Below are 12,077 nucleotides of genomic sequence, written 5' to 3'. Positions count from 1 at the left end.
CCCACGAGCAGTTCCATTCCAAAGCAAAACATCCAATCCACACCATGAAACCGTTTGCCTTTGTCTTTCCTGGCCAGGGTTCGCAGTCGGTCGGCATGCTCGACGCCTGGGGTGAGCACCCCGAAGTGCGTGAAGCACTGCAGGAAGCTTCTGATGCCCTGGGTGAAAACCTGGGTCAGCTGATCAAAGAGGGGCCCAAGGAGGCCCTGGCGCTCACCACCAATACCCAGCCCGTGATGCTGGTGGCCGGTGTGGCCGCCTACCGTGTCTGGATGAGCGAAACGGGTGTAGCCCCGGCGGCCGTGGCCGGTCACTCCCTGGGCGAGTACTCGGCCATGGTGGCTGCCGGCGTGCTGACCCTGTCGCAGGCCGTGCCGCTGGTGCGCTTTCGCGCCCAGGCCATGCAGGAGGCGGTGCCCGTAGGAACCGGCGCCATGGCGGCCATCCTGGGCATGGATGCTGGCAAGGTGATTGCAGGTTGCGCCGAGGCGGTTCAGTCCTTTGGGTCGAACTCGAACGAGGTGGTCGAAGCCGTCAATTTCAACGACCCGGCCCAGACCGTGATTGCCGGCTCCAAGGCAGCGGTCGAGAAGGCTTGCGAGGTGCTCAAGGCCAACGGTGCCAAGCGCGCCTTGCCGCTGCCCGTGTCCGCACCTTTCCATTCCAGTCTCATGAAGCCCGCAGCCGAAAAGCTGCGTGAACGCCTGGAAGAGGTGGAGTTTGGCGCGCCGCAGATCACGCTGATCAACAACATCGACGTTGCCATCGAGGTCGATGCCGACCGCATCCGCGACGCCTTGTACCGCCAGGCTTTCGGCCCGGTGCGATGGGTGGAGTGCGTGCAGGCCATCAAGGCGCATGGCATCACCCATATCGTGGAATGTGGCCCGGGCAAGGTGCTGGCCGGTATGGTCAAGCGCATCGACCCGGACTTGACCGGCCTGCCCCTGCTGGACCCTGCTACGCTGGCGGAAGTGAAAGGACAACTCGCATGAGCGACATGAAATTCGACGGTCAGGTGGCCCTGGTCACCGGTGCTTCGCGTGGCATCGGCGCTGCCATTGCCCATGAGCTGGCGCACCTCGGCCTCAAGGTCATTGGTACTGCCACCAGCGATGAAGGCGCCGCCAAGATCAGCGCCACCCTGGCTGCTTTCAATGGCTGCAAGGGTATCAAGCTCAACGTTAACGACGCTGCGGGGTGCGATGCCGCGATAGATGCCATCGTCAAGGCGCATGGTGCCTTGCATGTGCTGGTCAACAACGCCGGCATTACCCGTGACAACCTGGCCATGCGCATGAAAGACAGCGAATGGGACGAGGTGCTGGACACCAATCTCAAGGCGGTCTTCCGCATGAGCCGCGCCGTGATGCGCACCATGATGAAGCAGCGGTATGGCCGCATCATCAGCATCACTTCGGTGGTGGGGGCTTCGGGCAACGCAGGCCAGGCCAATTACGCTGCTGCCAAGGCCGGCGTGGCTGGCATGACACGTGCGCTGGCGCGCGAGCTCGGTTCGCGTAACATCACGGTCAATTGCGTGGCGCCCGGTTTCATCGAAACCGACATGACGGCCCATCTGCCTGATGAACAGCAAAAAGCCCTGCTGGGCCAGATCCCGCTGGGGCATCTGGGCAAGCCGGCCGATATTGCGCATGCCGTGGCCTACCTGGCCTCACCGCAGGCCGGCTATGTGACGGGGCAGGAGCTGCACGTCAACGGCGGCATGCATATGTAAATTAGCGAGCAAGGTTCAAGCCGATTTATCCGTACGGCCGACGGCCTGGGAAAACCCTTTTCCCAAGCCAGCTAAAATCACGGATTCATTTACAACCCTCTGAGGGAAACATGAGCGATATCGAAGCACGCGTCAAGAAAATCATTGCCGAACAACTCGGTGTGGAAGAGTCCCAAGTGACCAGCGAAAAGGCTTTCGTGGCTGATCTGGGCGCCGACTCCCTGGACACCGTCGAGCTGGTGATGGCACTGGAAGACGAATTCGGCATCGAGATCCCGGACGAAGACGCCGAGAAGATCACGACGGTGCAAAACGCCATCGACTACGCCAAGGCGCACCAGAAGGCCTGATGGCCGTCCGGCGGCACCTCCGAGACGTGTCGCCCACCCTGCAAGCGGCCTGCCCAACGAGATGGCACTTCCCGCTTGCGGTGGTTCCTCTTTCCTAGCCAGCACATCCATCTATGTCCCGTCGTCGCGTTGTCGTCACAGGCCTGGGCTGCATCAGCCCGGTCGGTAATACCGTGGCCGAGTCCTGGTCCAGCCTGCTGGCCGGCCGCTCCGGCATTGATCTGATCACCAAATTCGATGCCAGCGCTTTCGCCTGCAAGTTTGCCGGCGAGGTCAAGGGTTTCGAACTGGAGAAGTACATCAGCGCCAAGGAAGCGCGCACGATGGACACCTTCATCCATTACGGCATCGCTGCGGCCATGCAGGCGGTGGAAGACTCGGGCCTGCCTACCGGCGAGGCGCTGGGGGAAGAGTTGTCGGTGCGCATCGGCTGTCTGATTGGCTCGGGCATCGGCGGCCTGCCGCTGATCGAAGAGACACATGCCGAGTACACCAACCGCGGCCCGCGCCGTATTTCGCCCTTCTTCGTACCGGCATCCATCATCAACATGATCTCCGGCCATGTCTCGATGCGGTACGGCTTCAAGGGCCCGAACCTGGCTATCGTGACGGCCTGCACCACGGGCCTGCACAGTATCGGCCAGGCCGGACGCCTGATCGAGTATGGCGACGCCGACGTGATGATTGCCGGTGGCTCCGAAGCCACGGTGTCGCCCCTGGGCGTCGGCGGATTTGCCGCCATGCGTGCGCTGTCCACCCGCAACGATGATCCCAAGACGGCTTCGCGCCCCTGGGACAAGGACCGCGATGGCTTCGTGCTGGGCGAGGGCGCCGGTGTCATGGTGCTCGAGGAGTACGAGCATGCCAAGGCGCGCGGTGCCAAGATCTATGCCGAACTGGCTGGTTTCGGCATGAGTGCCGACGCCGGTCATATGACGGCGCCGAACATGGATGGCCCGCGCCGTGCCATGCTGGGCGCGCTGCGCAATGCCGGCGTCAACGCCGATCAGGTGGACTACCTGAACGCCCACGGCACGTCCACACCCCTGGGTGACCTCAACGAAACCAACGCCATCAAGGCGGCCCTGGGCGATCACGCCAAGAAGACCCTGGTCAACTCGACCAAGTCCATGACGGGGCATCTGCTGGGTGGCGCTGGTGGCATCGAGTCGGTTTTCACGGTGCTGGCGCTGCACCACCAGAAGAGCCCGCCGACCATCAACATTTTCAACCAGGATCCCGAATGTGATCTCGATTACTGCGCCAATACCGCGCGTGATGTGAAGATCGACGTCGCGGTGAAGAACAACTTCGGCTTCGGCGGAACCAACGGTACCCTGGTTTTCAAGCGCACCTGACGCGCCGGATCTCCTCGCGACATGCACAACGCCCCAGCGGTTTCCTATCCGGTGGGGCGTTCTTTCGTGCGCGAAGCCTGCCTGTTGTTGCCCTGGCTGCTGGCAGGCCTGGTCTGTGCCGTCTGGGCCTTGCAGTCTGAGCAGTTCTACGCTGCCCATGGTCTGGGGCTGCTCCTGTGGCTGAGCGGGGCCTGGCTGGTCCAGGCAGAGCTGCGCCGCCCGACCGAAGGGCTGCTCGCTTGGGATGGTCAGTCCTGGGTCTGGGAGGCGGGCGGGCGGCGATATGTTGGTGCGCTGCGTCTGCGGCTTGACTGGCAGCAAGGTGTGGTGCTGGAGTTCCGGCCTTTGGATGGGGCGGGTGTCTGGCTGTGGATAGAGCGTGGGATGGCGCCACGACTGTGGGATGGGCTGCGGCGCGCCTTGTACGCCCCCGCTGCACCGGCTTCGGCTTCGACCGCCCAGGGGGCTGGAACATGAAGGACCTGCCGACTCCGCACGGCGATAGCGACGCCCAACTGGTGGCGCGCAGCCTCGCCGGCGATACCCGTGCTTTCGAACTGCTGGTGCTCAAATACCAGCGACGCATCCAGCGCCTGATTGCTCGCATGGTGCGTGACGTCGATCTGGTCGAAGACATCGCGCAGGAAACCTTCATCCGGGCCTATCGGGCGCTGCACCAGTTTCGCGGCGAGGCCCAGTTCTACACCTGGCTGTATCGCATCGCCGTCAATACGGCCAAGAAGACCCTGCTTGACCTCAAGAACGACCCCCTGGTGACCGAAGCGGCGCTACGGCCGGCCGGCGATGAGGATGAAACTTTTCAGCCAGGAAATGAACCAATAGCAGAGGAAACGCCGGAAACCCTGCTGGCTGCACGCGAAATCGCTGTTGCCGTACAGGAGGCACTGGAGGCGTTGCCGGAGGATCTGCGCCAGGCCGTGACGCTGCGCGAGATCGAGGGCTTGAGTTACGAGGATATCGCCGCCGTGATGGCGTGTCCGATCGGCACGGTGCGTTCACGCATTTTCCGTGCGCGCGAGGCGATTTCGGCGCGTGTGCGCCCGATGCTCGAGCGCCAGACAGGTAAACGTTGGTAGGAACAGAAATGCAACAAAGCAAAATTCAGCACGCGGATCCGACCCATGAACTGGTCTCGGCGCTGGCCGATGGCGAGTTGCAGGGTGAGGAACTGGTACGGGCCCTGGCTGTCCTGCAGTCCAGCGCCGAAGCGCAAGCCTGCTGGCACAGCTATCACCTGGTGGGTGATGTGATGCGTGCGGGGGGCGGTGCGGCCCTGGGTGCGCACGATCCCGCCTTCATGGCGCGTTTGCATGAGCGTCTGCTGGCCGAGGTCGGCGGACCGCAAACCGAGGTCCGGCTTGCTCAGATGCTCCCGCGGGACAGTGCCAACGACAGCGTTTGGCGCTGGAAGCTGGTGGCTGGGCTGAGTTCGCTGTCTGTGGTGGCCTTGCTGGCCTGGCAATTGGCGCTGCCATCGCCGCAGGCCGTCCAGCTGGCGACTCCTGGGCCGCTGCCGCTGGCGCCGCAGGTTTCTATCGCACATTCCAGTGGCGAGGCGCCTGTCATGATCCGTGACCCGAGGCTGGACCAGCTGATCGCTGCGCACCAGCAGTTCGGAGGCACATCCGCCCTGCAGATGCCTGCGGGTTTCCTGCGCAACGCCACCTACGAGCGCCCAGCCCGCTGAACCCGCCATGATGACGTTGCGCATGTTGCTCTCTTTCTGGCCTCGTCTGCTGCTGTTGGCGTTCCTGCTTTCTGGGCTGACGCTGCAGGCTCAGGCAGATCAGGCGGCAACGATTCCAGCCCAGGCGGCGTCGAAAGAGCGCAGTATTTCCGATTGGCTGCTGCGCATGCACGAGGCTTCGCGCCGACGTGCCTACATCGGTACGCTAGTGGTGTCTTCCGGCGGCAGCATGGCCAGTTCGCGTGTCTGGCACGTGTGTGACGGTCAGCAGCAGATGGAGCGCGTGGAGTCGCTGACCGGCGCGCCACGCTCGACCTTCCGTCGCAATGATGAGGTGATGACTTTTTCACCGCAGAGCCGCGTGGTCGTGGCGGAGAAGCGGGAGGCACTCGGCCTGTTTCCGCATCTGCTCAAGTCCGTGGATGCGGCGATCGAGCAGTTTTACAGCGCCAGCGCGCAGGGCAGTGAGCGGGTGGCCGGTTTCGAGGCCGACGTCGTCCATTTGCAGCCCAGGGACAGTCTGCGTTTCGGTTACCGCATCTGGAGCGAAAAACGCACGGGCCTTGTGGTCAAGCTTCAGACGCTGGATGCCCAGGGTCGGGTGCTGGAGCAGGTGGCATTCTCCGAACTGCAGCTGGACGCGCCGGTCAGCATGGACAAGCTCAATCGCATGATGGGCAATACCGAGGGTTACAAGGTTGAAACCCCCGCCCTGGTAAAGACCACGCCGGGCGCCGAGGGCTGGCGGTTGGCCCAGGAGGTGCCAGGCTTCCGTGCCATGAGCTGCTACCGCCGCCCGTCGGCTGCGGGAGGGGAGGCTGTGCAATGGGTATTTTCCGATGGGCTGGCTTCGGTCTCGTTCTTTATCGAGGCCTACGATCCTCGTCGGCATGGTCAGGAAGGGCAGCAGGCTATCGGCGCTACCCAAGCCTTGGTGCGTCGTGTCCAAGGCGGCAACGCTGCCTGGTGGCTGACTCTTGTGGGGGAGGTTCCGCCCCAGACCCTGCAAGCCTTTGCCCAGGCGTTGGAGCGCGTTCCATGAGGCGTGAAGGCTTGCTTTCCGTTTCTCTTTTATCGTTTCATCACATGAGGTTCAAGATGTCTGCGATGGTATTACCGATGCCTGCACAGTCCAGGCGCAAACTGTTCACACTGGGGCTAGGCCTGTTGCTGGCGATGGCAGCTTATGCCCTGAGCGGCACGGCCGCCGCTCAGGGGCGCAGCTTGCCGGACTTTACCGAACTGGTCGATCAGGTCGGGCCTTCGGTGGTCAATATACGGACACTGGAGAAGCCCAGTGCGCGCGCGGCTGAAGACGGTGGCGTGGACGAAGAGATGCTGGAGTTCTTTCGCCGTTTCGGCTTGCCGGTGCCGCCGAACGTGCCGCGTCAGACACCACGTTCCGGCCGGCCGCAGCCCGAAGAGCAACCGCGTGGCGTGGGCTCGGGCTTCATCCTGTCGGCCGATGGGTACATCATGACCAATGCGCACGTGGTTGATGGCGCCGATGAGGTTGTGGTTACGCTGACCGACAAGCGTGAATTCAAGGCCAAGATCGTGGGGGCCGACAAGCGCACCGACGTTGCGGTGGTGAAGATCGAGGCCTCGGGACTGCCGGCCATCAAGGTGGGCGACGTGAACCGTCTCAAGGTGGGCGAATGGGTCATGGCCATCGGTTCGCCCTTCGGTCTGGAAAACACCGTGACGGCAGGCATTGTCAGCGCCAAGCAGCGCGACACCGGTGACTACCTGCCCCTGATACAGACCGACGTAGCTATCAACCCCGGCAACTCGGGCGGGCCGCTGATCAATCTGCGTGGCGAGGTCGTGGGCATCAACAGCCAGATTTATTCGCGTTCCGGGGGCTATATGGGCATTGCCTTTGCCATCCCGATTGACGAGGCTATCCGCGTGAGTGAGCAGCTGCGCGCCAGCGGGCGCGTGACGCGCGGCCGCATTGGCGTGCAGATCGATCAGGTGACCAAGGAGGTGGCAGAGGCCATCGGCCTGGGCAAGCCGCAGGGTGCGCTGGTGCGCGGGGTGGAGACTGGCTCGCCGGCCGAGAAGGCCGGTGTGGAAGCTGGCGACATCATCACCCGGGTGGACGGCAAGGCGATCGATAAATCGACGGATCTTCCGCGCATGGTCGGGGGTCTCAAACCTGGCACACGCAGCGTCCTGACGGTGTTCCGCCGTGGCGCCAGCAAGGACTTGTCGGTCACCATCGGTGAATTCGAGGCCGAGAAGCCGGTGGCGCGCAAGGAGCGTGAAGACAAGCCGCGCTCCGGTGCCGCGCCGGCCTTGGGGCTGACCGTGACCGATCTGAGCGAGACGCAGAAAAAGGAACTCAAGCTCAAGGGAGGTGTGCGCGTCGAGTCGGCTGTCGAGGCCGCTGCCCGTGCCGGCCTGCGCGAAGGGGATGTGATCATGGCGCTGGGCAATGTCGAGGTGAGCAATGTGCGCGAATTCGAAGCTCTGCTCGGCAAGCTCGAGAAGGGCAAGCCTGTGCACGTGCTGTTCCGTCGGGGGGAGTGGGCTCAATATGCGGTGATCCGCCCGCAACGCTGAGATCTGGCTGGCCAGGCCCCCATCCCGACTCGGGTTGGGGGTTTTTATTTTTTACCCTGGGCAGAAAAATTTTCCCAAAAATTTTTCTGCGAACCCTTTGAGGAAAATAAGTTTGTATTCACTGACTTAATTGCCAAAAAAGGACAGTTTGGTTAGAATGCAAGGGGCTAAGACGCACATTAGGTGCATATAGTCTGGCTCCAAATCCACCATGCGGGATCTTTGGACCTCTATACAGAGGGATCCACAGATCACCCACAAGTTGTTCAGGCCTCACGCCTTTGAATCTGTTGATAAACTGTTAATAAAATCCTGTTGTGACGTCGCAACGACGGAAATTTGCGATTTTTGGCGCTGTACGGCCTGACCTTTTTGCCTACAATGAAGCTCCAACTATCGCAGTTGCCATAGATTGTTGGTTCAGGGCGCGTCACTACCCGACGCGCCCTTTTTTCTTGCCCGCGCCTTTTTAAATTCAACCACTTAAGCGTTTCCCTTGATGAAGCACATCAGAAATTTTTCGATCATCGCGCACATCGATCATGGCAAATCGACGCTGGCAGACCGGCTGATCCAGCGCTGCGGCGGGCTCGAAGATCGTGAGATGGAGGAGCAGGTGCTCGACTCCATGGATATTGAGAAAGAGCGTGGGATAACCATCAAGGCGCAGACCGCTGCGCTGCAATACAAAGCCCGTGACGGTCAGGTCTACAACCTGAATCTGATCGACACACCCGGCCATGTGGACTTCTCGTACGAGGTCAGCCGCTCTTTGTCGGCCTGTGAGGGCGCGCTGCTGGTGGTCGATGCCAGCCAAGGCGTGGAAGCGCAGACGGTGGCCAACTGCTACACCGCCCTGGACTTGGGGGTGGAGGTGGTACCGGTTCTCAACAAGATGGATCTGCCGCAGGCCGATCCGGATCGCTCCAAGGAGGAGATTGAGGACGTCATTGGTATTGATGCGTCGCAGGCCATCCCCTGTTCGGCCAAGACCGGCATGGGCGTGGACGACATTCTGGAGGCCATCGTGGCCCGGATACCGGCTCCGAAAGGTGACCCGGACGGCCCGCTGCGCGCCATGATCGTCGACAGCTGGTTCGACAGCTATGTGGGGGTGGTCATGCTGGTGCGAGTGGTCGACGGTCGGTTGCTCAAGGGCGAGCGCATCAGGCTGATGGCCGCCAATGCCGTTTACGAAGCCGGCAGCCTGGGCGTGTTCACCCCGGCCAACCAGCCGCGCGAATCGCTACGGGCTGGCGAGGTGGGCTACATCATTGCCGGTATCCGGGAGCTGCAGGCTGCCAAGGTGGGCGATACCGTGACGCTGGAAAAGAAGCTGCCCAACAATGCCGGTCCTGCCACCGAGGCGCTGCCCGGTTTCAAGGAGATCCAGCCGCAGGTGTTCGCCGGCCTGTATCCGACCGAAGCCAACCAGTACGAAGCCCTGCGCGACAGTCTGGAGAAGCTCAAGCTCAACGACGCTTCCTTGCATTTCGAACCCGAGGTGTCTCAGGCTCTGGGCTTCGGCTTTCGCTGCGGCTTCCTGGGGCTGCTGCATATGGAAATCGTGCAGGAGCGGCTGGAGCGCGAATTCGACCAAGACCTGATCACCACAGCGCCCAGCGTGGTCTACCAGGTGCTCAGGGGTGATGGCGAGGTCATCATGGTCGAGAACCCTTCCAAGATGCCGGACCAGAGCCAGATCCAGGAGATCCGCGAGCCCATTGTGACCGTGCATCTTTATATGCCGCAGGAGTATGTGGGCCCGGTCATGACCCTGGCCAATCAGAAGCGCGGCGTACAGCTCAATATGGCTTACCACGGCCGCCAGGTCATGCTGACCTATGAGCTGCCGCTGGGCGAGATCGTGCTGGACTTTTTTGACAAGCTCAAGTCGGTGAGTCGCGGCTACGCCAGCATGGACTACGAGTTCAAGGAATACCGCGCGTCGGATGTGGTGAAAGTCGACATCCTGCTCAATGGCGAGAAGGTCGACGCCCTGTCCATCATCGTGCATCGCAGCCAGGCCCCGTATCGCGGCCGGGCTGTGGCTGCCAAGATGCGCGAGATCATCAGCCGGCAGCAGTTCGACGTGGCCATCCAGGCAGCCATCGGTGCCAACATCATCGCGCGCGAGAACATCAAGGCGCTGCGCAAGAACGTGCTGGCAAAATGCTACGGCGGCGACATCAGTCGCAAGAAGAAACTCCTCGAAAAACAGAAGGCAGGCAAGAAGCGCATGAAGCAGATCGGATCCGTTGAGGTGCCCCAGGAAGCCTTCCTGGCGATTTTGCAGGTGGAGGAGTGATGCAGATCCTGACCTCCATGGTGCTGGCGGCTTTCGCCAGCTATATCGGTGCCTGGTATTTTGGCGCCGTCGAAGGCAATTTCGCACTGTTGCTCTTCCTGGCCTCGGTTGTCACCGGCCTGTACTGGCTGGCCGAGCGCTTCTATTTTCTGCCGCAACGCCAGGCGGCGGCGGCCAGGCTGGAGGCCGAGACGCTGGCGCGCCGTGCGGGCTTGCAGGAGCAGGGTATCGCCGTGGACGAAGGCGGGGAATTGAGTCAGGCACGTGAGCGCCTGCTGATGCAGCCCTGGTGGCTGGACTGGACGGCCGGCCTGTTTCCGGTGATCGTGGTGGTTTTCCTGCTGCGCTCTTTCCTGTTCGAACCCTTCAAAATTCCTTCGGGCTCCATGATCCCGACCCTGCTGGTGGGCGATCTGATTCTGGTCAATAAGTACCACTATGGCATCCGCCTGCCGGTGCTCAACACCAAGATCACCGAAGGCAACAAGCCCCAGCGTGGTGACGTCATGGTGTTCCGCTATCCCCCGCGACCCAGCCAGGACTACATCAAGCGCGTCGTTGGCGTGCCAGGTGACGAGGTGGCCTATATGAACAAGCGCCTGACCATCAATGGCCAGCCGGTGGTGACCAGTGAACTGCCCGAGTTCTTCGACGAGGAGGCCATGCGCTACTTCAAGCAGTACGGTGAGATTCTGGGTGAGAATCCGCACCGCATGATTGTCGACAGTGAGCGACGTGGCGGTTTTTCAGAGGCCGAAATCGGTGATTTTCCATACCGCCAGAGTTGCCGCTACAGCGTCGAAGGAGTAGTCTGCAAGGTGCCCGAGGGTCACTATTTCATGATGGGTGACAATCGCGATAATTCGCTGGATTCGCGTTACTGGGGCTTTGTGCCTGACCAGAACATCGTCGGCAAGGCCTTTTTTGTCTGGATGAATTTCGGCAACCTGAAACGCATTGGGGCATTCAACTGACATCGAAAATACCAATTTGGGGGAAACTATGGCAAGGCAACTGAAGTCGGGACAGCAAGGTATTACCTTTATCGGCCTGCTTTTCATAGGGGGCATCCTGGCGGTGACCGGCGTGGTTTTCGCGCAAGTCGTTCCGACTCTGATCGAACTGCAGGCGATCCACAAGGCGGCCAAGAAGGCAGCAACCGAGGGCGGAACCGTCGCGGAGGTGCAAGCTGTTTTCAACAAGGCGGCCCAAATTGATGACATCAAGTCTGTCGAAGGCAAGGATTTGACTGTGACCAAGGTCGGTGACAAGGTGGTCGTCAGCTTTGCTTACGAGCGCGAAATCCATCTCGCCGGTCCGGCTTGGCTCACTCTCAAGTACGAAGGAAGCACCAAATAGCGTGGCTGATGGATTGACCGCGTTGCAGGAGCGCCTGCAACATCATTTTTCTGACCCAGCACTGCTGGCGCGCGCGGTGACGCACCGCAGTTTCGCGGCCGATCACAACGAACGCTTGGAGTTTCTGGGGGATTCTGTCCTCAACCTGGCCGTGGCGGACCTGCTGTACCAGCGCCTGAGCGCCTTGCCTGAAGGCGATCTTTCACGTATCCGGGCCAATCTCGTCAAGCAGGAAACCCTGCATCAACTGGCCGTAGAGTTGGGCTTGCCAGATGTCGTTCGGCTGGGGGAAGGCGAGGTCCGCTCCGGCGGCAGCCGCCGGCCGTCGATCCTGGCTGATGCCCTGGAGGCGTTGATTGGCGCGGTTTACCTTGATGCCGGTTATGCCGCGGCCCAGGGGCTGGTGCACCGTCTCTTCCAGGCCGTGGAAATCAATCCGCAGATGCAGGCCAGCGCCAAGGATGCCAAGACGGAACTCCAGGAATGGCTGCAGGCGCGCAAGCTCAAACTGCCCCTGTACCGTGTGGTGGGCACACTGGGTGCGGCCCACCGGCAGACTTTCGATATCGAATGCGAGGTTGCCGAGTTGAACCTCAACGAGCGCGGCATCGGCAACTCCCGCCGCGCTGGTGAGCAGGCAGCAGCTGCCGCCATGCTGCAATCCCTCAAGACGCAGGACAAGGGCTGA

13 protein-coding genes are annotated in these 12,077 nt (G+C 61.6%); all 13 read left to right on the top strand.

The genetic code is table 11. From position 1 onward, the window contains the following. Positions 1-44 precede the first annotated feature (44 nt). The 13 genes from fabD (at position 45) to rnc (ending at position 12,077) form a co-directional block, all read left to right on the top strand. Entirely contained in the window at positions 45-995 is a 951-nt protein-coding gene (fabD, locus tag AC07NT_RS11070; RefSeq protein WP_498598973.1) for an ACP S-malonyltransferase, read from the top strand. Then, positions 992-1,738: a 3-oxoacyl-ACP reductase FabG gene (gene fabG, locus AC07NT_RS11065; protein WP_498598974.1), complete on the top strand. Its 747-nt coding sequence runs from the start codon at positions 992-994 to the stop codon at positions 1,736-1,738. The genes fabD and fabG overlap by 4 nt, the downstream gene beginning before the upstream one ends. A 110-nt stretch (positions 1,739-1,848) precedes the next feature. Further along, entirely contained in the window at positions 1,849-2,088 is a 240-nt protein-coding gene (acpP, locus tag AC07NT_RS11060; protein ID WP_174251417.1) for an acyl carrier protein, read from the top strand. Between the two features lie 113 nt (positions 2,089-2,201). Then, positions 2,202-3,446, top strand: a complete 1,245-nt coding sequence (gene fabF / locus AC07NT_RS11055; protein WP_498598975.1) for a beta-ketoacyl-ACP synthase II — start codon at positions 2,202-2,204, stop codon at positions 3,444-3,446. Between the two features lie 21 nt (positions 3,447-3,467). Further along, positions 3,468-3,923, top strand: coding sequence for a hypothetical protein (locus AC07NT_RS11050; RefSeq protein ID WP_498598976.1), 456 nt, complete (start codon positions 3,468-3,470; stop codon positions 3,921-3,923). Beyond that, positions 3,920-4,543 (top strand): RNA polymerase sigma factor RpoE, encoded by a 624-nt coding sequence (gene rpoE, locus AC07NT_RS11045; RefSeq protein ID WP_498598977.1) that lies wholly within the window; start codon positions 3,920-3,922, stop codon positions 4,541-4,543. The genes AC07NT_RS11050 and rpoE overlap by 4 nt, the downstream gene beginning before the upstream one ends. An 8-nt stretch (positions 4,544-4,551) precedes the next feature. After that, on the top strand, positions 4,552-5,154 hold the full coding sequence (locus AC07NT_RS11040; RefSeq protein WP_498598978.1) for a sigma-E factor negative regulatory protein: 603 nt from the start codon (positions 4,552-4,554) through the stop codon (positions 5,152-5,154). Positions 5,155-5,164: 10 nt separating this feature from the next. Further along, the gene (locus AC07NT_RS11035; protein ID WP_498599169.1) at positions 5,165-6,196 is read left to right on the top strand and encodes a MucB/RseB C-terminal domain-containing protein; all 1,032 of its coding nucleotides are present in this window, start codon (positions 5,165-5,167) and stop codon (positions 6,194-6,196) included. Positions 6,197-6,330: 134 nt separating this feature from the next. Further along, positions 6,331-7,722, top strand: a complete 1,392-nt coding sequence (locus tag AC07NT_RS11030; RefSeq protein WP_498599170.1) for a DegQ family serine endoprotease — start codon at positions 6,331-6,333, stop codon at positions 7,720-7,722. 499 nt (positions 7,723-8,221) lie between these two features. Continuing rightward, positions 8,222-10,030, top strand: coding sequence for a translation elongation factor 4 (gene lepA / locus AC07NT_RS11025; RefSeq protein ID WP_498598979.1), 1,809 nt, complete (start codon positions 8,222-8,224; stop codon positions 10,028-10,030). Next, positions 10,030-11,004 carry a signal peptidase I gene (gene lepB / locus AC07NT_RS11020; protein WP_498598980.1) on the top strand — a complete coding sequence of 325 codons (975 nt, stop codon included), beginning with the start codon at positions 10,030-10,032 and terminating at the stop codon, positions 11,002-11,004. Before lepA ends, lepB begins: the two co-directional genes overlap by 1 nt. A 28-nt stretch (positions 11,005-11,032) precedes the next feature. Further along, positions 11,033-11,389 carry a DUF4845 domain-containing protein gene (locus AC07NT_RS11015; protein ID WP_498598981.1) on the top strand — a complete coding sequence of 119 codons (357 nt, stop codon included), beginning with the start codon at positions 11,033-11,035 and terminating at the stop codon, positions 11,387-11,389. Between the two features lies 1 nt (position 11,390). Further along, complete coding sequence (gene rnc / locus AC07NT_RS11010) at positions 11,391-12,077, top strand: ribonuclease III (RefSeq protein WP_498598982.1); 687 nt, start codon at positions 11,391-11,393, stop codon at positions 12,075-12,077.

This window comes from Hylemonella sp. GW821-FHT10B10 (assembly GCF_059415585.1).
Note: the sequence above shows the minus strand (reverse complement) of the source record. Positions and strands in the feature narration are given on the sequence as shown.